Annotated in this window: 20 protein-coding genes and 2 pseudogenes; 12 read left to right on the top strand and 10 right to left on the bottom strand. The window is 69.0% G+C overall.

Annotated elements, in window-relative coordinates; all coding sequences use genetic code 11:
• Positions 1-123: 123 nt before the first annotated feature.
• A pseudogene (locus AC4BEG_RS29205) lies at positions 124-334 on the top strand (universal stress protein); the annotation flags it as partial.
• A gap of 259 nt (positions 335-593) precedes the next feature.
• On the opposite strand, the gene AC4BEG_RS29210 reads toward AC4BEG_RS29205, so the two are convergent.
• The gene (locus AC4BEG_RS29210) at positions 594-878 is read right to left on the bottom strand and encodes a DUF1540 domain-containing protein (RefSeq protein WP_490702691.1); all 285 of its coding nucleotides are present in this window, start codon (positions 876-878) and stop codon (positions 594-596) included.
• A 1,144-nt stretch (positions 879-2,022) separates the two neighbouring features.
• Here AC4BEG_RS29210 and AC4BEG_RS29215 point away from each other — a divergent pair.
• Positions 2,023-2,307, top strand: a complete 285-nt coding sequence (locus tag AC4BEG_RS29215) for a hypothetical protein (protein ID WP_490702692.1) — start codon at positions 2,023-2,025, stop codon at positions 2,305-2,307.
• On the opposite strand, the gene AC4BEG_RS29220 is transcribed toward AC4BEG_RS29215, so the two are convergent.
• Complete coding sequence (locus AC4BEG_RS29220; RefSeq protein ID WP_490702693.1) at positions 2,231-2,911, bottom strand: universal stress protein; 681 nt, start codon at positions 2,909-2,911, stop codon at positions 2,231-2,233. The genes AC4BEG_RS29215 and AC4BEG_RS29220 overlap by 77 nt on opposite strands.
• Positions 2,912-3,597: 686 nt before the next feature.
• Between AC4BEG_RS29220 and AC4BEG_RS29225 the strand changes: the two genes are divergently transcribed.
• The 4 genes from AC4BEG_RS29225 (at position 3,598) to AC4BEG_RS29240 (ending at position 6,660) form a co-directional block, all read left to right on the top strand.
• Entirely contained in the window at positions 3,598-4,254 is a 657-nt protein-coding gene (locus AC4BEG_RS29225; RefSeq protein ID WP_490702694.1) for a DUF5819 family protein, read from the top strand.
• A 139-nt stretch (positions 4,255-4,393) separates the two neighbouring features.
• Positions 4,394-4,681: a hypothetical protein gene (locus AC4BEG_RS29230; protein WP_490702695.1), complete on the top strand. Its 288-nt coding sequence runs from the start codon at positions 4,394-4,396 to the stop codon at positions 4,679-4,681.
• Positions 4,682-4,709: 28 nt separating this feature from the next.
• Positions 4,710-5,357 (top strand): DUF5819 family protein, encoded by a 648-nt coding sequence (locus AC4BEG_RS29235; RefSeq protein ID WP_490702696.1) that lies wholly within the window; start codon positions 4,710-4,712, stop codon positions 5,355-5,357.
• 1 nt (position 5,358) lies between these two features.
• On the top strand, positions 5,359-6,660 hold the full coding sequence (locus AC4BEG_RS29240) for an HTTM domain-containing protein (protein WP_490702697.1): 1,302 nt from the start codon (positions 5,359-5,361) through the stop codon (positions 6,658-6,660).
• A gap of 81 nt (positions 6,661-6,741) precedes the next feature.
• On the opposite strand, the gene AC4BEG_RS29245 is transcribed toward AC4BEG_RS29240, so the two are convergent.
• The 5 genes and pseudogenes from AC4BEG_RS29245 to AC4BEG_RS29265 form a co-directional block, all read right to left on the bottom strand.
• Positions 6,742-8,226, bottom strand: a complete 1,485-nt coding sequence (locus tag AC4BEG_RS29245; protein ID WP_490702698.1) for a DUF7059 domain-containing protein — start codon at positions 8,224-8,226, stop codon at positions 6,742-6,744.
• 273 nt (positions 8,227-8,499) lie between these two features.
• Positions 8,500-8,783 (bottom strand): annotated as a pseudogene (locus AC4BEG_RS29250) (transposase); the annotation flags it as partial.
• A 243-nt stretch (positions 8,784-9,026) separates the two neighbouring features.
• Positions 9,027-10,451, bottom strand: a complete 1,425-nt coding sequence (locus AC4BEG_RS29255) for a DUF1254 domain-containing protein (protein ID WP_490702699.1) — start codon at positions 10,449-10,451, stop codon at positions 9,027-9,029.
• 60 nt (positions 10,452-10,511) lie between these two features.
• Positions 10,512-11,180: a hypothetical protein gene (locus AC4BEG_RS29260; RefSeq protein ID WP_490702700.1), complete on the bottom strand. Its 669-nt coding sequence runs from the start codon at positions 11,178-11,180 to the stop codon at positions 10,512-10,514.
• A 51-nt stretch (positions 11,181-11,231) separates the two neighbouring features.
• The gene (locus AC4BEG_RS29265) at positions 11,232-12,791 is read right to left on the bottom strand and encodes a DUF1254 domain-containing protein (protein ID WP_490702701.1); all 1,560 of its coding nucleotides are present in this window, start codon (positions 12,789-12,791) and stop codon (positions 11,232-11,234) included.
• A gap of 318 nt (positions 12,792-13,109) precedes the next feature.
• Between AC4BEG_RS29265 and AC4BEG_RS29270 the strand changes: the two genes are divergently transcribed.
• Together AC4BEG_RS29270 and AC4BEG_RS29275 are read left to right on the top strand one after the other, a co-directional pair.
• Positions 13,110-13,250, top strand: a complete 141-nt coding sequence (locus AC4BEG_RS29270) for a hypothetical protein (protein ID WP_490702702.1) — start codon at positions 13,110-13,112, stop codon at positions 13,248-13,250.
• Between the two features lie 71 nt (positions 13,251-13,321).
• Positions 13,322-14,323, top strand: a complete 1,002-nt coding sequence (locus AC4BEG_RS29275) for a hypothetical protein (RefSeq protein ID WP_490702703.1) — start codon at positions 13,322-13,324, stop codon at positions 14,321-14,323.
• 344 nt (positions 14,324-14,667) lie between these two features.
• Here AC4BEG_RS29275 and AC4BEG_RS29280 read toward each other — a convergent pair whose 3' ends face one another.
• Together AC4BEG_RS29280 and AC4BEG_RS29285 are read right to left on the bottom strand one after the other, a co-directional pair.
• Complete coding sequence (locus AC4BEG_RS29280) at positions 14,668-15,087, bottom strand: PIN domain nuclease (RefSeq protein ID WP_490702704.1); 420 nt, start codon at positions 15,085-15,087, stop codon at positions 14,668-14,670.
• A complete protein-coding gene (locus AC4BEG_RS29285; RefSeq protein WP_014059306.1) occupies positions 15,084-15,296 on the bottom strand; it encodes a type II toxin-antitoxin system VapB family antitoxin in 213 nt (70 codons plus the stop codon). The genes AC4BEG_RS29280 and AC4BEG_RS29285 overlap by 4 nt, the downstream gene beginning before the upstream one ends.
• Before the next feature lie 1,971 nt (positions 15,297-17,267).
• Between AC4BEG_RS29285 and AC4BEG_RS29290 the strand changes: the two genes are divergently transcribed.
• Positions 17,268-17,612, top strand: a complete 345-nt coding sequence (locus AC4BEG_RS29290) for a helix-turn-helix domain-containing protein (RefSeq protein ID WP_490702705.1) — start codon at positions 17,268-17,270, stop codon at positions 17,610-17,612.
• 198 nt (positions 17,613-17,810) lie between these two features.
• Here AC4BEG_RS29290 and AC4BEG_RS29295 read toward each other — a convergent pair whose 3' ends face one another.
• The gene (locus tag AC4BEG_RS29295) at positions 17,811-18,461 is read right to left on the bottom strand and encodes a type III effector protein (protein WP_490702706.1); all 651 of its coding nucleotides are present in this window, start codon (positions 18,459-18,461) and stop codon (positions 17,811-17,813) included.
• 128 nt (positions 18,462-18,589) lie between these two features.
• On the opposite strand from AC4BEG_RS29295, the gene AC4BEG_RS29300 reads away from it, so the two are divergent.
• The 3 genes from AC4BEG_RS29300 (at position 18,590) to AC4BEG_RS29310 (ending at position 20,028) form a co-directional block, all read left to right on the top strand.
• Positions 18,590-19,021, top strand: a complete 432-nt coding sequence (locus AC4BEG_RS29300) for an Hsp20/alpha crystallin family protein (protein WP_490702707.1) — start codon at positions 18,590-18,592, stop codon at positions 19,019-19,021.
• A gap of 108 nt (positions 19,022-19,129) precedes the next feature.
• The gene (locus AC4BEG_RS29305) at positions 19,130-19,525 is read left to right on the top strand and encodes a DUF2267 domain-containing protein (RefSeq protein WP_490702708.1); all 396 of its coding nucleotides are present in this window, start codon (positions 19,130-19,132) and stop codon (positions 19,523-19,525) included.
• Positions 19,526-19,593: 68 nt separating this feature from the next.
• Positions 19,594-20,028: a DUF2267 domain-containing protein gene (locus AC4BEG_RS29310; RefSeq protein WP_490702709.1), complete on the top strand. Its 435-nt coding sequence runs from the start codon at positions 19,594-19,596 to the stop codon at positions 20,026-20,028.
• Positions 20,029-20,169 lie beyond the last annotated feature (141 nt).

A 20,169-nucleotide genomic window follows, 5' to 3' on the forward strand; every position in this document is an offset into this window, starting at 1 on the left:
GGTAGCGACACCCCGCTCTTTCTCCCAGCCCCTCACTCCACCATCGTCGTGAATCGACACGGTGCAATCTGGGCCGAGTTTCCCCTGGCGAGAGTCCGGGTGAAGCGATGGGCACATCACCGGTCCTGCGCGGAACGCGCCCGGCTGCGCCATCCAGAAGTGACGGTGTCGAGCGACGTGCTGATCACCGACGCCGTGTCCGGGCTGCCGCACGCGACATCCTGCTGGGACCGTCAGCCTCACGGTGGGCGCCAGCGCCGTGTGCCCGGTCATCGTGGTCCGCGGCGGGGAGCAGAACCGGCAGGGCTCCTTCGGCCGTGTGGCGGTCGGCGTATAGGTCAGCTGGTGCTTGGCCTCGTTGCCCAGCAAGCCTTGGATGTCGGTCATCGGCTCGCCTCTCCGGTCGTTCGGAATGCCGAGGGTGAGCCTCGGGTCCCCGTAACCGCCAGGCTCATGCAAGTCCGTACGTGCCGTTACGGTGTCCTGATCCAGGTGCGAGCCCCGGCTTGCTGCTCGGCGGCCGCCGCGCAGCGGCGCAGCCGATGACCGTGCGCCACAGCATTCGGTCGGTATCTGGTGATGCCCGTGGGGGCTCAGGCGGGTGCGTAGGTCAGGCAGTCGACCCCGGTCTGCTGGTAGCCCACGGTGATGCCGGGGGCATGGCATTCGAAGGCGACGTTGTGCCGGCAGTCGGACATCTTGCAGGCGCCGACCCGGCCGGTGACGGACGGGTCGCCGCCCTTGGCCCGGGCGGTGAAGAAGGTGTCGCAGTGTGCGTGCCGAACGTCCCCCACGGTGATGGCCATAGCGTGGCAGGCGCGGTCCCGATTGTAGGCGCAGTCTTCGACTGTGCACTCGGTCACGACGGGCATTTCCATGACGGCGGTCTCCTCGTACGGGTATGTTTTTCCGGCCCGCCGACGGTGAGCGGCAGGCGACTGACGTGAGCATGGCCCACCGGGTCGAGCGTGGTCGTCAGCACCGCCGACGGCCAGCGGACTTACGCCGAATGGGGCAACGCCATGGGCGTTTGACTGCGTCGTGCTGTCAGGGAGGGGTGGTTCGGGGCGTGGGCGGACGACCGCGACGGGGCCCTGTTCCTGTGGAGCGGCCGGCGGGCGGCCCGGACACTGGGCGGGCGGCCTCAGCGCCATCGGGCGGGCCCGAGCCAAGATCATCGAGACTGAGCGGCCGACCACCCGCTTCGAGGACGTCGCCGGCTGTCCTGGGCGAGGGCTCGACCGGAGCCGTCGACGACCTGGTCGGCGCCCCCCAGATCGCCGCCCGTATGGTCCGCGAGTTCGGACTGTCCCCGGCCCTCGGCCCGTCGGATACGGCTCCGGCGCCCCGGCTGCCTCGGCGGCGAGAGCACCGAGGGCACGCTGCACCGGGCCCTGCTCAGAGCAGACCCAGCACGTGGTCGACGAGGAGATCGCCCGCCCGGTGCGGCACGCCTTGGAACGTGCCGTGGCTCTGCTGCGTGACCACGCGAGGCGCTGGAGACCCTGGCAGGCTCACCACCCGCGAGATCGTCGAGGGGCCCGTGGTCCTCGTCGTACTCCCACGGCAACAGCGGCCGGACGGCCACTACCCCGTCGCGGCAGGGAAGCCGACGCCCTCCCCATGACGCCGCGGAGACACCCGCCACACAAGCACGAGGCCCGCACACACAAGCATGAGAAGGAAGGGAGGCGGCCACGGAACAGCAGTTGGGGGAGATCCACGATGAGCAGGTCCTGGCGCGGACGGTCGCCGTCTGATCCGGCCTGCCGCGGTCACGATCGCTGTCGACGCAACCGCGCTCGTGGCATCGGAGTTGATGGAGCGATTTCCGGCTCCCGCGTCACCTCCCCGTCGTGCATCCGGCGGTTGCTGTGCCGGCCTGCCGGGCAGGGCCGACATGGCGGTCGCCTGTGCGCCACCAGTGGCTTCGCTGTCCGGCCTGCGTGGGGATGAACTCCTGCCGGCCACAGACCGGCGCTCGTCCAAACGGAGCAGACCGTACGCTACGCAGCCGACTTCATGACCTGCACCGAAGCCGACGCCCTACCGGTGCTGGACGATGACGGACGTCTCGCCGGGGTGCTGACCGCAGCCGATATCGTCCCGGGCCTGGTCGGCCATCCGCCGCCTCGGCGGAGCTACCGTGGAACGGCGATTGGGTCAGGCTTGCTTGTCGGTACCGGCGTGGCATCCGGCGTCCCAAGGGCCCCGGGGGGCTATTCGGCTGTCAGGCAGGGGCGGTCCGGGTGCGTGGGCGAACGACTGCCAAAGGGCACAGGGAGAACAGCAGGAGGTGGTGGCTGACGGAACCGAGAGCCAGGCCGCGGAAGCCACCGCGTCCACGGGAGCCGACGACCAGGAGATCGGCCCGGTCGGAGGCACGGGCGAGCGCGAGGACCGGTGATTCATCAGGGAGTTGCTCCACCACCTCCACGTCGGGATAGTCCTCGCGCAGCGGGGCCAGCCACTCTTCCAGGGCCTCCTGGTGCTCCTTGGCCATGGCGTCCTGGGCAGCGCTGACCACCGCATGAGGCACCGGGGGACTCCAGGCGTGCAGGGCCTGCAGTTGGGCGGCGCGCAGGGACGCCTGTTGGAAGGCGTAGGCCAGAGCGGCGTTGGAGTACTCCGACCCGTCGACGCCGACGACAATGTGACGATGGCCGGTGGTGATGTGGTTGACGATGACCACGGGGACGGCTGCGTGGCCAACGACCTGCAAGGCCACCGAACCAAGCAGTAGGCTCCCGAAGCCGCCCCGGCCCTTGGCGCCGAGCACCACCGTGTGAGCATGCTCGGCCTCGGCCAGCAGCACAGGTGCTGGGGCACCGGAAGGCACGGCGGATGTCACGTCCAGGTCCGGGTGGGCGTCCAGGGCGATCGCGGTGGCCTCGGCCACGGGCCTGGTCACCCGGGCGCGCCACGGACGGCAGGTCCTGTACCGCCGTAGCTCTCTCGGAGACCAACTGGCCGACCGGGGTCTGGCGCCATTTCCAGCGCACCAGACGGCGATGCCAGGTCAGCAGTGTGCCTGGGGTGACGAGCCGGTGGCGGCGCAAGCCGGATGGCAGATCCCGTGCGAGAGCGGAGAGTACGGCACGATCGGCCCACGAAAGCCGAGGCCGTTCAACCTGTCGGCGTAGGACGGCGACCTCGTGGCGAAGCGCGAAGATCTCCGCGCTGCTCGCAGCGGACGAACGGCCCAGCAGGAGGAAGCATCCCAGCAGTCGGCAGAAGATCAGGTAGAGCAGTCGCAGGCCCACGATCACTGATCATGCCCCTATGCGGGCCATCGCAAAGCTCCAGGTCAGCCGCCATGCGGCAGTAATGACACCCTTCGCGGCTCAGCGCTCCAGGTGGGCGTCCAGGCTGTGGCGCCGCCCGGCCCCCTGCGGCGGGTCGGCCAGACCATCACCCGCATTACTCCAACCGGGGCAATCCGGGGTGATGAGGACGTGTCGCCCCACCGGCCGTGCCCATCGCGGGAAAGCTACCGGCGCAGGTGCGTTTTCTGGTGGGAGCAGGACGGCCTCGGCGAGGCACTGCGCCCCGCGGCCCGCTCTGTCCGCCGGTATGGAGATGGCGAGGAGTAGCATCATGGAGCAGCAGCCCGGCGGTGCCCGTGCCCCGGTGGTGCGGCACCGTTCGTCCCTGGCCGCGCTGGGGGCGTTCGGCGCCGTCCTGCTCGCTGCCGTGGGCTGGCACTTCACCGCGATCGCCCTGGCCACCGTGCCACCGAACCACGTCAGCCACCGATATGCGTCGGTGGTCGGCGGTTACGTCGATCCTGAGCTGGACCAGAACTGGAAGCTTTTCGCACCCGATCCGCCCCAGGAGACCATCAGGGTCGAGGCCCGAGTACGGGCGACCGCAGGCGAGGGCGCCGTCCGAACGGGACGGTGGCTGGACCTCACCTCCGCCGACCTGGCCGCGATGAGGGGCAGGCTGCCGAGCCATGCGAACGAGGATGTCCTCCCGATGGCATGGTCCTTCTACCAGGTGTGGCACGCGCCACGCCGAGAGTCCGCCTCCGGTTCGGAGGCCGAACTGTCGACCGCGCACCTCAAACGGGCGGTGCTGCAACGCCTGATGTGGCGGCTCGGCGGAGAGCACATCACCGGCCTGCAGGTCCGGTGCCGGACCGACCGGGTGCCTCCGCCGCCGTGGGACAGCGGGCCGGCCACCGCCCGCCGCCCCCTCTACCGGGCACTTCCCTGGTGGCCGGTGAGGGAGCGGGACTACGAGGGGTTGTGAGCCGCCGTCGGGCCGCGCGGCTGTGTTCCGCCGAGCGGGTGAACACACCATCCGCTCGGGTGTCGTTCCCCGGCCGGTACCCGGTGTCACTGGACGCTACAGCGGCAAAGTCATCCGTTCCCGACAAGAAAGCCGCCCGATGAAAAAGTCGTTCCGCGTACTGGGCGTAGTCGTCGTGGCCGTGGGAGCCCTGGAATACGGTGGCGCCGCGGGCCATGCCGAGAGCTACGAGTGGCCCTTCTCCGGAGCAGGCACCGTCTTCTCCCCCTTCCCCACCCACGACCCCGCCAAGGGGACCGGCGCACGGTGCGTCAACGTCGGCTCCGGCGAGGCGCGCCAGCGCAACGACTGCGACACCCGCAGCGGCATCACCTTCAACCCCGCGCCCGCACCCGTGGGCAAGGTCCCGGTGCCGAAGCCGGTCTGAGGCGTTGAGCAGGATGCCAAGGAGCAGGGTGAAGCAGCAGGACAACCGCGCCTTGGCGGCGCGGTCCCGTTCCTCACTGGCCGTGCTCGCGGCCCTCGGAACCGTGCTGCTCGGCGCCGCGGCGTGGCACCTCGGAGCGGTCTCGCTGAGCGTCGCCCCGCCGAACGCCCTCAGCAAGCACTATCCGCAGCGGATCGCCGACCACGTCCATCCGGAGCTGGAACAGAACTGGAAGTTGTTCGCCCCGGATCCGCCGCAGGCGAACACGGTGATCGAGGCCCGGGTCAGAACGGTCAACGGCACCCGTGCCCGCCACACCGGCGGCTGGGCCGACCTCACGGCCCCCGACATCGCCGCCATCCGGGGCAACCTCCTGCCCGGACGCGCGGACCAGGACCTCCTCCCCTACGCCTGGGACTACTACACGCTCTGGCACGACCGGCTGACCGGGCATCCCCAGCAGGCCAGGCTGATGGCAGAGAACCTGAAGCGCACCGCTCTGCAACGCCTCGTGCCTCAGCAACGCGGGCGGCGAATCACCGGTCTGCAGCTCCGGGTCCGGTTCGACCCGATGCCACCGCCGCCCTGGGCTTCCCTGCCCACCACCACTGACCGACCCGCGGCCAAGGTGCTGCCCTGGTGGCGGGTACAGGACCAGGACTACCAAGGGCTCTGACGTGCACTTCGAGACCACTGACAGGGCTTCGGCTCTCCCCGCGCCCGCCCGCCCGGCCGACACCGGCCCAGCCCGGGTGCCCTCACCCGCCGCCCCTGCGACCCCACCCGCGGAGGCCGCCGCCCCGCCCGACACGGGTCTCCCCGGCCGGATGGCGGCACTCGTCGCCTGGGCCGCCCGGGTCCACGTGCCCCATCAGGCCGCTGTGCTGCGGATGGGGCTGGCCTTCGTCGTCGCCGCCGGCTTGCTGCGGGAGTGGCCCCACCGCCGGGTGCTGTTCGGCGACCGGAGCCCCTGGTCGTGGGAAATGGCCGGCTCGGTGCTCGCCGAGAACCACGCCTTCTCCGTGCTGATGTGGTGGAACGGGCGGTGGTGGTTCGAACTGGTCTACCACGCCACGATCGTTGTAGCCGTGCTGCTGATGCTCGGCTGGCGCACCCGCGGGACCTCCGTGCTGTTCATGGTCGGCGTCTTGTCCATTCATGCCCGCAACCCCTTCGTCATGGACGGCGGCGACAACGCCGTCCACCTCCTGGCGATCTACCTGGTGTTCGTCCGTTGCGGAGCGGTCTGGGCGCTCGACGCGCGCCGCAACCGGCGCTACGAACCGCAGGCCCGCTGCCGACGGGCGGGCATGGCGATGTGGCAACTGCTCGGACTGCTCCTGCTGTGGGCCTACGGAACCCGGGTGGATGCCTGGTCCGTGTTCTTCTGGACGCTCTGGGGCGCCCAGGGGCTCTGGTACGCGGCGAACCGGTTCCCCTGGCACCGGACCCGCGCCCTGCTGGACGACGCCGCCGCCATGCTGCACAACTGCGCCATGCTGGTGGTGGCCGGGCAGGTCTGCCTGATCTACCTGACGTCGAGCTGGTACAAGATCCAGGGTTCCCGGTGGCAGGACGGCACCGCCGTCTACTACGCACTGCACCTGGACTACTACCGCCCGTGGCCGTGGCTCAGCGATCTCCTCTCGTCCAGCATGCTGGTGGTCTTCCTGCTCACCTACGGCACGGTCCTGGCGCAGGCATCCTTCCCCTTCACGCTCCTCAACCGCAGGGCCAAGAACATCATGCTGGCGGTCCTGACGCTGGAGCACGCGGGCATCGGGATCCTCATCGGCATCCCCTTCATGTCGCTGATCATCATCGTCTGCGACGCCGTCTTCCTGCCCACCGGTTTCCTGGTCCGCGCCGGTGACGGCTGCGCCCGTGCCGCACGGAAGCTGTGGGGACACATCGCCCCGGGTCGCCGGGCGCCCGGACCCGCCGGCGACCGCGCCAAGAGCACCGTGCCGCTCCCCTGAGGGCTGGGACGGCCCTTCGCATCCGAAGTCCGACGTGGATCCGGCGGACTTCGGATGCTCACTGGAAGGGAAGGGGGTGGGTCAGCCCGGTTGTCCGGTGAGCTCGGTGGGCACCATGGCACCGCGCTCCACCAGGTGGGCCACCTGCGGGAGCACGGTCCCGGCCAGCTCCGCCGGGTCCACCTCGAGGTCGTCGGAGAGCCGTTGCAGCTGTTCGCGCAGGGTCCGCGCGCCATCACAGTCATCCAGGAGACGTACGGCCAGCGCGGACGCCTCCTCGGTCCAGTGGAAACCGCCGACAGGCATTTTCAGCACCTGCCGCCGTACCTGCCAGCCGTCCCGCCCCCGGTGCTCCCCCTGCTGCCACAGCGTCAGACCGGGGGCAGCCACGTAGCGCGCCGCCAGCGGATCGTGGTCGCGAAGCCAGTCCTGCCGGGCGAACCATCCGGCGACCTGCGCGCCGAGCAGGTCGCCCGCCTCCGGGCTCAACTCCTCCACGCGCACCACCGAATCGTGCCGCCCGCTGTTGCGCAGCACCACCGCCCCGTTGCCGATCCCCTCGACCCGCTGTCCTTCCAGCCACTCCAGCCACGCCGCCCGCTTCTCCCGGTCGCCTTCCTCGCAGGTCTCCCTCAGCCAGCCGTCCACGTACGGGGCGGGCGGGGTCACCGAACTCTGCACGATCCAGGCGTCCATACCGGTGCCCCGTACCCAGGAGGCGACCCGCTCCCTCCAGTCCTCGCCGCGCACATGCGCCCACTGGGTCTGGAACTGCAGGAAACCCCCTTCGGTGAGGAGAGCGGGAGCCGCTGCGGCCAACTCGGCGCCGATCCGGTCCCCGGTCCGCCCGGAGTCCCGGTACATGTGGTCCACCGTGCCCGGCCCCACCGCGTACGGCAGGTTGCTCACCACCAGGTCGAAGCGGCGACCTGCCACGGGCCGCACCATGTCGCCCCTGAGCAGTTCCCAGTCGCATCCGTTGAGGGCGGCCGTCGTCGCCGCCAGGCGCAGGGCCCGCACCGAGAGGTCGGTGGCCGTGACCTGCCGTGCGCGAGCGGACAGGTGCAGTGCCTGGATGCCGCAGCCGGTCCCGAGGTCCAGCGCCGTGCTGACCGGATGGGGCACCGTCGCGTGCTGGAGCCTGACCCCGCTGGGCCCGGGGGGCAGCACGTACTCCGCGCCGTGCCGGGAGGGCTGGAGGAACAGGGGGAAGTCCGAGACGGTCCATCCCTCCCCGTAGGGGTGCACGTGCACCGTGGCGCGTACCTCGTCCCCGCCGTGCCGGGCGAGCAGGCCGGCGGTGAGCGCCTCGGCCAGCGGGAACGGCGACAGGGCACGGCCGGCCTCGGCGACCGGCAGCGGACGCGCGTACAGGAACAGCCGGATCAGTGCTCCCAGCGGGTCGTCGGCGAGCACGGCCAGGGCCGGTTCGGGGTCGTACCGGTTGAGGGCGAGAGTCGGTTCCTCGCCGACCCGTGCGGTGATTCCGGTACAGGTGAAGCCCTGTCCGATCAAGGCGTCGGCGAGCCGGACGCCGCCGCTGGAAGAGAGAAGTCCCTCGGTCATCGCGCCATCCTGCGGCGCGGCCCGCGACCACAGGTCCGCGCGACACGGCCCGTTCGCCCCGATGGGCGAAGGGTGCAGAGCCAATGAGAGTGCTGTCGATCAGGCGGTGAGTATGGGCCGGTCGCGGTAGCGCGGCTGAACTCCTGCTGCTCGTGCCAGGGAGTGCCTCAAGGACCGGCTCCTCGCCGCCGCCCCCGAACACAGGCGGCCACTGTACGAAAGCCTTGGACTCGCGCTGATCTTCGACATGAAAAAGTGCCCCTCTGGCCTTCGTCAAGCCGCGATGGGGGTCGGCGGCTCGTAGAAGGTGCCGTCGCGGAGCATGGCGAAGAGTACGTCGATGCGTCGGCGGGCGAGAGCGATCAGCGCTGCGACGTGGTGTTTCCCCTCGCGGCGTTTCCTGTCGTAGGAGGCCGTGACGCCGGCTGCGAGAGCGAGGCGAACGCGGCGTGGTAGAAGGCGCGTTTGAGCTGCTTGTTACCTCGCCGAGCGGGGTGTTCGCCGCGGATGGAGGAGCCGGAGGCGCGCGTGACCGGAGCCAGGCCGGTGTAGGCGGCCCGCTCGCTCCTGCCACTACCCGGGCAAGGCCCCGGAGTCCTGGCCCAGACGCCGGCCGCACAGTGGATGCGCCCCCAGGGCCAGGGGGCGAACATCAGGCGCAGTCCGAATGGTGAGGCGCGCCGAGTTGGCACTTGACGGCCGCGGTATGTGGAGCCGCGCAGAGCTTGACGACGCGCCAGGTCCGCGAGAGTCTTAAGCTGGAGCAAACAGGGAGAATTACCGCGCCACGTCCCGCTACCTCACGCCGGTTCGATCTCGCCCGGCCGCCAGCTCTGGTCGAACCAGCTTTCGAGCGGACCGTAGAGCCGCAGGACGACGAACCATCCCTTGCCGGGGACCGTCTGGATCCAGTTCGCCTCCTTGCCCTGCGGCGCGGTCGGGCCGAAGTGGATGACCGTGCCGCCGCCGCACTCGGCCTGCACGGCGTCCGAGAGGCTGTTCACGCTCGGGTAGGGGTTGTCGGTGCGCAGCAGCGACCGGGTCTGAGGGTCGTAGACGTCGATGGCCCAGAAGTTCTTCGCCGGGATGCCTTTGGGAAGGGCGAGCGTGTAGCTCTTCTCGCCGTCGAGCCAGGCGCCGGTGGAGTCCTCTGCTGTATAGGCGTACTGCGATCCTGCCCCGACCGCCGCCGTCGCCATCGCCGGTGTGATCACAAGCGCCGCGTAATGGAACACAGCGCGAGCGTCCAGCAGGCGCGCACCCTGCGGCGAAAGGAACTCGTGACTTCCCGACGGGAACATGTTCTTCCACGAGCTGCCCGGGTAGTAGTAGAAACTCGGGTCACGCGGCTTGTAAAGCAATGTCCGCACGAGGCCCGACCCGACCCGCGCGGCGGTGTCGAGGATCGAGCGCATATGGTCGTCCGGTTGAAAGGGCCTGCCGGGCACGATACCGATCGAGGCGAGCTGGCCCGCGCGTTCCGGGTCGAGTGCCTCGGGCGGTTCCTGCTGAATGATCTCGTCGACCTCCGCGAAGAACGAGAAGTCATTGGCGGGGACCGTGTTGAAGTCCGAGCCAGCGAAGTTGACGAAGCGCTGCTCGGGCGGGTCGGCCGCGGCGGAGAGCGGGTACAACCGCGTCTTGAGCAGACTCTCGACACCACCGAGCACGCGGAGCGCCGCCCAACAGGAGAAGGTCGGCGACCGGGAGACGAAGTAGCCGTCAGGGACGTTGCCGTCGTAGCCGGGGGGCAGGAAGAGGTACTTGCCTCCCTTGCCGCCATCGGGCCCGGCGATCCCCATGTCGGCGACGTAGCGCTGCCAGAGGTCGTCGACGACACTCAACGAGCCCTCCGGCACCTCGATCACGGTCGGGCCGTCCCGATCGAGCGCCAAGAAGGCCAACCCGTACGTGGTTTCCGTGTTCGCCGTGAGCATCAAGGGCGCCGAGCTGCACCGCGGGGCCGTGTAGCCGATGGTGTGGGAGTCGATACCGAGGCGCCGCAGCCCGCGCCGCATCGCCACCATCGTGGCGCCGGGCAGGCAGTTGAGGAAGACCTCGATCCCACGCAGCAGATCGAGTGCGTCATAGCTGCGCGTGACCGTGTCGGGCAGGGGCATACCGTCGAAGAAGCCCATCGCGCAGAAGGCCGTCTCCAGCCGGTCCGGGACGTTGATCGACGCGAGGGTCTCGGCTGGTGTGCCCGGGCTGGGCGCGTCGCTCACGTGAGGCACCGCATTCCTCCTCGTGGGGTCGTTCCTTGAGAACGGCGTTCCAGTCGTTCTTCATGCTGACCGTCGTCCAGCCGACCTCCCCGGCCGTCGCGCGTGCCCTGTCCGCGCCGTCGGTGTAGGCGTACTCCCGGCGTCGTCGTGCACAACGAGCAGGGCGAACTGCGCGGACTCGAGTAACTCGATGTCCACGTCGTCGTTGCCGGCCGCGAAGTGCGGCAGTCGGCCGGTTCGGGCGAGGACGTACTCCGGTTTTCCGGGCCCGATCGTGACGGGGCCGTGCAGAGGCCGGTGGCGGGCAGTCCGAAGCGCTCGTGGCGCCAGGACGCCGGGTACCGGGCGTCCTCCGCCTCGAACTCCCCGAAGGTGGTGCCTTTCCCAGGCCGAGCCGATGGCCTCCACCATCGACGTCACGGCGTCGGGGTCCTGGACGTCCAATGCGCGGAGGAACGACTCGTCCCTGTCGGCGATCGCCCGGTAGGGCCACTCGTCGGCCAGTGAAGGATCCGCCTTCATCCGTGCGGCCAGTTTCCCGAGGACGAACGCCGTCTGCACCGGCGCGGGCTTCTCGATCCACAGGGTTCCGGCGTTGTCGAACACGGCGACCCGGTCCGCCGGCGAAACGAAGCCCGACGCCCCTTCCTCCGTCCCGGACGTCACGAACTCGACGATCGCCCGCTTCGTGGCACCGTCGTTCCAACTCCCCAGTGAGTTGGTGCTCATGGCCACCTCACCGTCCGACCCGTCATACCTTCGGATCGCCGCCGCGCGTCGTCAGCCCACCGCCTCGATCTCGCCCGGCTGCCAGGTCTTGTCGAAGAACGGCCGCAGGGGGCTGTAGAGCCGCAGGACCACGAACCACCCCCGGGCCGGCGTGGTCTGGATCCAGTTGCCCTCCGGCACGCCGTCGGGTCGGTCGGGCCCGAAGTGCACCGTGGTCGTGCCGTATGCGTCGGGGACCGCTGCCGGGCTCGGGTAGTCCTGGCTTCCGGCCCGTGGGAACCGTTGCGGCGTGTCGAGCATCGAGCGCGTCTGGTTGTCGTAGGCGGTGCACGACCAGAACCTGGCGGCGGGAATGTCCGGCGGCAGCACCAGGCGGTAGCGCCTGCCGCCGTCGAGGGCCCGGCCCTCCTGGTCCGCGAACGAGAACACGTACTGCGAGCCTACGCCGGTCAATCGCGTGGCGAACGTCGGGCTGATGCCCACGGCCAGGTACCACCACCAGGACCGCAGGTTCAGCTTCCGGGCGCCGCTGCTCGGACGAGGCTCGACGCCGCTGTCGGTGATGTCCGCGGGCGGGGTCATGAAGTCGTAGCCGGACGCGAGCAGGCCGTTGACCCACTGGGAGGATGCGCCATAGAAGTGCGCCCCCTCTGACGGACGCGGACGGCAGGCGAGGGTGCGGGCCGTGGCGTTCCCCACCGCGGCCGCCTCGGTGAGAATCTCCCGCACCCGCGCGTCCGGCTGGAAGGGCTCGCCCTTGACGATCCCCAGCGCGGCGAGCGGACCGGCGATCTCGGGATCGAGCGCCTCGGCCGGTTGATCCTGCACCAGCTCGTTCGCGAAGTCGAAGTACGTCTTGTCCGCGGGGGGAATCGTGTTCACGGGCATTCCGGAGCCCTCGATGAATCGCGGCGGATCGGGCCTGTGCAGCGCGGCGGTCCAGGTCTCCGCGGTCCACGGCAGCGGCGGAGCCGTGCCCCCGGTGACGATCTCCGCGACACTCGTTCCGTACAGTCCCGGGACGTAGCGGTGGATGCGCAGCCCCTCCCTGACGTGCTCGACCGCCGGCTTCGGGTCGTCGCCCTCCAGGAACGCCCGCCCGCCCAGGATGAGCCGCGTGGTGCGGACCCGGTGCGTGAAGAACCCGCCCTCGGGAAGCGGGCCCTCATAACCGGGCGGTACGAAGAGGTAGGCGCCGCCGGCCCCGCGGTCGGGTCCGGGCATGCCGGGATCGGTGACCCAGCGGAACCACATGTCATTGACGAAAGTGAGGGTGAGGGGCGGCATCTCCACCACCACGGGCCCCTCGGTCAGGTCGAGGAACGTCATGAAGTAGACCGTGTCCGCGTTCCCGGTCAGCAGCACCGTCTTGGCGTCCATGAACTCCGAGAAGAGCAGGACGTCGTGGTCCTTGACCCCCGCATCCAGGAAGCCTTTGCGGGCCGCCCACAGATTGACGCCGGAGTACGCGTCGAGGAACGCACGGAAGGCGTGCACATGGTCCAGATGGTCGTAGACGCGATCGGCGGTCTCATCGGTGGGCATGCCCAGCGGAAATTCCAGATTGCCCAGATGCGTCTCGACCCGCTCGGGAGTTGAGATCGACTCCATGACCTGTGATGAGATCTGTGCGGCTTGCTGCAAGGAATCGCTCCGCTCTCGGGAAAGGGTGCCCTACAACCATGGCCTTGCCTACCGCAGACCACCACCGCGACTAGGCCATCGGAGGGTCTTCGAAGTCGAGCGGTGCGTGGTTCAGCCGACGGCGCGAATCACGGCGAGACGACGCGGGGTAGGACCGTCACGGTGTCGTTCCCCGCATGGGGCCGGCGGGTTGCGGTCCATGCCGCCACGTGAGCTCGTGGATGACCTGGTTGGTTCCGTCGTCCCACCAAGCGGCGACGTAGTCGTGCATCCATCACCCTGCGGGTGCTGGAAAGGCGGCGGATCTTCACGCCGGTCAGCGACCGGGACCGGATCACCTGCTGCACCGACATTGAGGTCCTCGACCGGTGGCTCGACCGTGCCCTCACCATCACCGACGCCGAGGACCTCTTCACCGAGGACTGAGACAGACCCGCCCGGCCCGTCACGCACAGCACCGCTGCCGAGCGGTGCGCACCGGTGCTGAAAGCTCCGCGGTGGGAACCACGCCCTCGACGGGCGTGGCGAAGAGGTGGTCGACACCGAGGCCGCAGCGTGCCCTGAGCGGGGTACTGCAGCCGGGGCCCCGGTACACGCGCAGACCGGCCCTCCTGCCCCGGCCCCCCAAGTTCAGCGCGCGCCGCGCGGCGCATTATGACGCCATCGCCCGCATCGACACCGTCGGAGGTGGCGAAGACGGGGAGTTGCGAGTCCCGCAGGGCATCACCGATGTCGCCTACGCGGCATCGACCACCCTGCCGGAGGGCAAGGGTCGTCGGCTGCGCCTGTTGGTCTGGCCGGAGAGGTCCAAGTGGGTGACCACCGTGGACCGGACTGTCCCGCCCTTCCGTTACATGACATTTCAGGTGCCGGAGAGGGAGGGGGACTGCAGTAGTCAGGACGAGGAGGTCACCAATTGGTGCAGCGACACCACATCCGGTGGCGTGTTCGCAGCACGCGCCCGCGGTTACCTCTGGTTCGCCTGGGTGGCTCAGCGGTACGGCACACAACGCCCGTTCCCGTACGTCAGAATCAACACCCGCCGCGAGTCCGACCTGCGCATCGGCCCCAGCCACGATGTGTACAGCCGCACCGTCAGCCACGCCTATCCGGCAATCGCTCCGGACCAGCGCGGCCACATCGGCTACGTCGACACCTTCGGTGGCGGCACGGGGAACACCGACTACTTCCCTGGCTCCATGATCGCCCCCTTCGACGACATCACCCTAGTCGCCCCGACCGTCGACTACTTCCTCCCCGGCAAGGGCAACGCCTGCCCCGACAATCCGCTTACGCCGCAGGAGGGAGATTGGGGCGACTACCTCACCATTCGCGGCTGGCACCAGGGTGGCGGCGTCTGGATCGCCACTGCGATGGCGCGTAAGGACAACAACGCAGCCAAATGCCCATTCACGCCCATGACCATCAACAACATTGTCTTCGGCCGGGAACGCGACCGGCGCGTCTACGAACGAGCCATCCACGACACCCCACACTGAAGACGACATCACCGTCACCACCACCTCACGGCCGCCCCGCAGATGACGCAGCGAACCGTGCGTCCGAGTCGGCCACGCCGACTTCGTGGCGGGCGGGGTGGCCATGGGGCGCGAGGACCCGTTCCACGTCGTGGTGGATGGTCCGGCGGTTCAGCAGCGAAGTGAAGCCCCCCATGCGGGTGACACCGTTACCAGCACCCACAGGGTTCCAAACATGGTCGCGGCTCTACGCGCCGGGCCGTAGCGTTTTGACCAGCGGCGGTGAATGACCAAGATCCATACGGGGGCCTCTCGAGCGGCATCCGCGTCGCTTGGCAGCAGGGGCCGTCCTGCGCGGTGAAGAGTCAGTGGTCCGCTGCGCCCGCCTCCACGACCCACTTCATGGGCTGGCCTGTTATCGCGGCAATCATGTCGTAGTCCTGGTCATAGTGCAGCACGGTCACCGCATGCCGTTCGGCCGCTGCGGCGATCAGCAGTTCCGGCATGGACAGTGCGCGGTGATTGCCCTTGGTGATGGCCTGTCGCTGGATGTCTTTGGCCCGGTCCCACACTTCGTCTGGCATCGGAAGGTAATCGAAGCCGGACAGGAACCAGTGCAGACGCTTCGCGTCGTTGTCGTTGCGTGCGGAGCACATCACCTCCATCTCGACCGGTCCGCACACAGCCAGTACGCCATCCTCGTGGAGTGGGTCGAGAACCTCGGCCACCTTCGGCTTGCGCCATCGCTGGAGGGCGGAGTTGTCGATCAGGAAGCGCTCACTCACGCCACGTTCCTGCTGTCGGGCTCCGTCCGGCTGTCGTAGGTCAGGTCCAGGTCACCGGACTTGATCGCGTCGATGCCCTCCTGTCGCAGCCGGCGCTTAACAGCTTCCTCCATGGCCATGCGCACAGCCTTGGCCTTCGTCTTCACGCCGTACAGGCGCATGGCGTGTTCCACCATCTCATCGTCGAGATCGATCATGGTGCGCGACATCGAAGAACCCTCTCGCTGGGGGCGGCGACCCTCAAAATGATAGCAGTATGAGGCGTTGAAATGGTGTCGTTTAAGGGTTGATGGCCGTGTGGGCGTCGCTGCGGCCCTGCGCGGACGCAAAACCGCAAAGGGGCTCCGTTCGGTGATCAAGCCTGCGGCCTCGACGTATGAATTGCTGGCACTCACGGTTTCGTTGGGTGCGCTTGAGGTTACTGGCGGGCCGCCGAGAGGCGGCCCGCTTACTTCCGGCCCTTGCATCCGCTTGTACCCCCAGGACGGGTTCTCTGTTGCGAGCCGTTCTATGAGCGTGGCGATTGCTTCGTCGAGAGGAGGGCAGCCGACCTTGTGCGGATAGGTCCATTTTCGTGCCACCAGGCGGCGGTGCCAGCGCAGGAGCGTGCCCGGGGGTAACCAGTCTGTGTGCGCGCAGCTTTCTCGGCAGAAGTCGGACGAGAGCGGTGAGGATCGCGCGGTCCGCCCAGGTTAAGCGCGGCCTCGGAGTACTGCGGCGCAGCACGGCTACCTCATGGCGGAGCATGAGTAGCTCGACGTCCTTGGATGCGGAGGAACGGGCGAGTAACACGAACCACCTGAGTAGCCGAGTGGCGAGCAGGTAGAGCAGGCGCAAGGACACAGACTACGATCCTGCCCGATCAGTGACGCTCCATCGATCTTTGCTGGTCAAGAGGCCTGGCCGCAAATATGGAACCCCACACGGTACAGGGCCTGCCCGGAGGTCTGGGCCGGGAGGTGGCCGCGTGCGAGTAGGTCGCGGTGCCAGCGCAGTACCGTGTCGGGACGGACCACCGGTCGCAGTCTGTTCAGCATGTCCCGTGGCAGCCGGTGCAGCAGTGCGGCCAGGATCGCCCGGTCGCTCGGAGTGAACCGCACCCTCTCCCTGCCGAGTTGCCGCTCCAGCACCATCGGCCGCACGACTGTCGACGTCGCGCGCCACCCCGATGACACACAAGCTCCGTCCGGCCGGTTCGCCGATCTGGGCGGTGGTCACACATCAGATCCGCTACCCACCAACCAACACGACCGGAGGGACGGACGATGAATATGCCGGTTCGCCGACAGCGAGGCCAAGGAACGGTGGAGCGTCCCAGGGGTTGGGCGCGCAATCCACTTCTGGAATTCGACGACCTCATCAACCAGATGGGCGGTCTGCTCGAATCCACGGTCGGAAGCGCGGCTCACGCTCGGCTACAAGGCCGTCTACCCCGAAGTTTATCGGCACACGCAGAGCTCGGAGACGACGAGAGCAAGGGTCTCCGCCGTCCCGGGGGCCGGAGCCGGTTCGAGGCCCTTGGCGAAGGTGCGGGCGACGTCACGAGCGTGAGCGATTCCGGCGGGGTTGTCACCCTCAACAACCACAGGCGCTCTGGGGGCCTGCGTGCGCGTCGTCTCCGTGTCGGTCATGCGCTACCACCCCGCTTTGGATCGGTTGTGCCGCCAGGTACAGCGTGTGCCCGCCGGGGGGCACCCCGGGGCGTCACTCTTCCAGGTGTACCTACGGAAGAACTCCACGCATCGAGGCTGAAGAAAACCTGTCGTGGTCACAGTAGACATTGGCTCGTCGCAGGGTTATCGTTTCCGTTGTACCCAGGACGTCGATGAGGGCACGGCAGAGATGAACTGCCGTGCATGCAGGTCAAGCAGGACGCGGCCCCCAGGGGTCGCGAGCAGTACCCGCGTTATCCAGCAGTACAACCGAGTAACCGAAGGTAAGGAGCAGAACGCCATCAGGATCGCCCGGGCGAGGAAGAAGTCCGCCCGGGTACCGCAGGCCCCGGATTGGAAGGTGATCCCCGGTCACGTATCCGCGATCCCCGCAGCCCCGCCCTCCCAGGCGGAACCTGCGGACAAAGAAGGCCGGCGCAGTTCGCCGGTAGATGGTGTTGAAAGCTCGGGGCCCGGGTGCCGCACGGCACCCGGGCCCCCCGACGCGTCCCCTGGAAGAAGAGGCCTATGCCCCCTGCCGGTCCCCGTCCCATAAACAATCTCGACGACGACGACTACCCCGCCTACACCATGGGCCGGGCCGCCGAGATGCTCGGCACCACCCCCGCCTTCCTCCGCGCCCTCGGCGAACACCGCCTGATCACCCCGCTGCGCTCCGAAGGCGGCCACCGCCGCTACTCCCGCTACCAACTGCGCATCGCCGCCCGCGCCCGCGAACTCGTCGACCAGGGCACCCCCATCGAGGCCGCCTGCCGCATCGTCATCCTCGAAGATCAACTCGAAGAAGCCCAACGCATCAACGAGCAACTGCGCACCCAGGGCAGCGAGTCACAATCGCAGACCTCAGCCTGAACCAGGACGCCGGACCCCGGGCCGCCCGCTGGAGTCGCTGTCCGGCATCGGCACGGTCCGCGCCGGCCGCTCAGCCTCCGCGTCCAGGGCCTCGGCTACGGAAGCGCCGACGGCGGCGTCGCCCATTGTGTCGGCTTTCGCGAACGTCTGCCTGCGGATGACGCAGACGTAGCGCCCGGCCAAGATCAACTCCCAGCGCTAATGTCTGTTCCGTTGGTCCCCGGGCGTGAGGGCGTCGAGTTGGGCTGCGAGCTCGGGGTGGGTGGTGGTCAGGTGAGGGCGGGTGGCGTTGAGGGGGCGGATGAGTTCGGCGGGGTCGTCGTGGGCAAGGGCCGCGTGGAGCCGGCTGAGCGGGAGGCGGGCCGCGGTGGGCAGGTCGGTGAGGGCGGTGATCTGACCTGCGATGCGGCGCAGGTCGGCTGCGTTGCCGCGGGCCCAGGTGGCGGTGGTGCGTTCGGCGGCGCGGCGTTCGCGGGTGGCCTGGACGCGTTGTTCGCCGGTGGTTCCGGCTGGGCCAGGCCGGTTGCGCAGGTAGCGGCGTTCGGCGGCCTGGCGGCTGGCGACGCCGAGGGGGTGGGCGAGGTCCGCCCAGCTGGCACCCGCATCCCGGGCGGTCTCGATCAGGCCGGATTCCCATCCGGCGAGCTGCTCGCGTACCTGCCGCAGCAGCAGAAGCGAGGCCAGGGCCTGCTCTGGGCCGACGTCGTGAGTCTCGGCAGCACCGGGGACCTCGTGCCGGGCGGCATGCAGGGCGTCGTCTATGGCTTGAAGGGCCGCCGCGGCGGCGAGGAACGACGCCGGACCTTGTGCGTCGGCGCTGGACGATGCCGGCTGGTCGGCCGGGGTCATGGGCACCTCCCTCGGGTAGTCGTCCTTTGGACGACACCACGTTTGTCATCCATTGGATGACATGCTACAACGGTGTCAGTGAGGCGCATTGGCAGCAACTGCCTGAACCTTCCTGGAGGTGTTTTCCGATGTTGATGCGCACTGACCCCTTCCGTGAGCTGGACCGGCTGGCCCAGCAGCTGATGGGCCCGGGTACCTGGTCCAGGCCGTCCCCGATGCCGATGGACGCCTACCGCGAGGGTGACCAGTACGTGGTGGCCTTCGACATCCCCGGCGTCAGCGCGGACGCGATCGACATCGACGTCGAACGCAACATGCTGACCGTCAAGGCCGAGCGCCGGCCCGTGACAAAGGCCGACGACGTGCAGATGGAACTGTCGGAACGGCCGCTGGGCGCCTTCTCCCGCCAGATTGTGCTCGCCGACACGCTGGACACCGAGCACATCCAGGCCGACTACGACGCAGGCGTGCTCACCCTGCGCATCCCGATCGCCGAGCGCGCCAAGCCCCGCAAGATCACCATCGGCGTCGGAACCGACCGCAAGGAGATCTCCGGCTGAACCGGACCCAATGAGGGCTGCACAGCGGCGGAGGACGGGCATCCATCTGATCTCCCCCTCGCCCGTCCTCCGCGCCCCGGCGAACCGAGGAAGGGGGCGGCGGCCGACATGACTGTGCGACGCGAAGCGTTCCTCGACCATATGAAGGAACGCGGCGAGTACGACACCCTGGAGGAAGCCAAGCGCGTGGCCCGCGTGGTGCTCGCCCTGCTGGGCGCACACCTGGTCGGCGAGGTACGCGCCCAGCTGGCGGCGCGTCTGCCGGAGGACTTCGCCCTGATCCTCCTCAACCCGCTGCAGAGCGCCGAGCCGCTACCCCCGGAGCGGTTCGTGCGCGCGACCGCGGCCTGGATCGAAGGGGCCACCGAACAGACCGCGGCCTGGGACGTCAGCGCTGTCCTGTCCACGGTCGCCGACGCCGCCGGCGACGACCTCATCGAGGAGATCCTGCTCCAGCTCCCCGCGGGCTTCGACCTCCTCTTCGGCCGCCCCCAGCCCGCCTGACCATCCACCCCCGGTGACCGCACACCGGCCACCACGACCCTGGTGACAGAAAGGCAACCACCGCAGTGATGTCCGACCCGAGCGCACCGCTCCAGCAGCCCTACGGAAGGGCGTACGAGCACATGCTGGAAAAGGTCCGCTACGACGGCGCCTACCCCAACCGTGAGAAGGCCGAGGAAGCCGTCCGCCTCGTCCTCGCGGGACTGGGACGCCAGCTGACCGGCGACGAACGCGTCGAACTCGCCGCCCGCCTCCCCCTCGAAGCCGCACGCGTCCTCACCGCCCAGATCCCCGACATCCAGCCGCTGGGTGGCTGGGCCTTCGTCAAGGACCTCGCCGCCCGGACCGGCGCCTCCCTGGCCACCACCCGCTGGGACACCGGATCCGTGTTCTCCGCCGTCGCGGCCTACGCAGGCCCCGACCTCATCACCCGCATCCTGCGCCAGCTCCCCTCCGGCTACGCGCTGCTGTTCGGCCGCGCAGAACTCACCCCCGCGGCGTAGACGGGGACGTGCGTGCTCTGGGCGGGCGCGCGCGACGACCGCCGCGTCGCTGTCCGCCCTGCGCCCCCCTGTGGGGTTCCAAAACAGGGCCGCTGACTTGACCTGCGAATTTACCCTGTGGGGTTCCAGAACGTGGCCACC

This window comes from Streptomyces sp. JLBJ103 (genome assembly GCF_058215575.1).

Coding starts and splice junctions, on each gene's coding strand:
- AC4BEG_RS29210 (WP_490702691.1), bottom strand. CDS start 878: ATGGAAATGCCCGTCGTGACCGAGTGCACAGTCGAAGACTGCGCCTAC.
- AC4BEG_RS29215 (WP_490702692.1), top strand. CDS start 2,023: ATGACCTGCACCGAAGCCGACGCCCTACCGGTGCTGGACGATGACGGA.
- AC4BEG_RS29225 (WP_490702694.1), top strand. CDS start 3,598: ATGGAGCAGCAGCCCGGCGGTGCCCGTGCCCCGGTGGTGCGGCACCGT.
- AC4BEG_RS29230 (WP_490702695.1), top strand. CDS start 4,394: ATGAAAAAGTCGTTCCGCGTACTGGGCGTAGTCGTCGTGGCCGTGGGA.
- AC4BEG_RS29245 (WP_490702698.1), bottom strand. CDS start 8,226: ATGACCGAGGGACTTCTCTCTTCCAGCGGCGGCGTCCGGCTCGCCGAC.
- AC4BEG_RS29260 (WP_490702700.1), bottom strand. CDS start 11,180: ATGAGCACCAACTCACTGGGGAGTTGGAACGACGGTGCCACGAAGCGG.
- AC4BEG_RS29265 (WP_490702701.1), bottom strand. CDS start 12,791: ATGGAGTCGATCTCAACTCCCGAGCGGGTCGAGACGCATCTGGGCAAT.
- AC4BEG_RS29285 (WP_014059306.1), bottom strand. CDS start 15,296: ATGTCGCGCACCATGATCGATCTCGACGATGAGATGGTGGAACACGCC.
- AC4BEG_RS29290 (WP_490702705.1), top strand. CDS start 17,268: ATGCCCCCTGCCGGTCCCCGTCCCATAAACAATCTCGACGACGACGAC.
- AC4BEG_RS29295 (WP_490702706.1), bottom strand. CDS start 18,461: ATGACCCCGGCCGACCAGCCGGCATCGTCCAGCGCCGACGCACAAGGT.
- AC4BEG_RS29300 (WP_490702707.1), top strand. CDS start 18,590: ATGTTGATGCGCACTGACCCCTTCCGTGAGCTGGACCGGCTGGCCCAG.
- AC4BEG_RS29305 (WP_490702708.1), top strand. CDS start 19,130: ATGACTGTGCGACGCGAAGCGTTCCTCGACCATATGAAGGAACGCGGC.
- AC4BEG_RS29310 (WP_490702709.1), top strand. CDS start 19,594: ATGTCCGACCCGAGCGCACCGCTCCAGCAGCCCTACGGAAGGGCGTAC.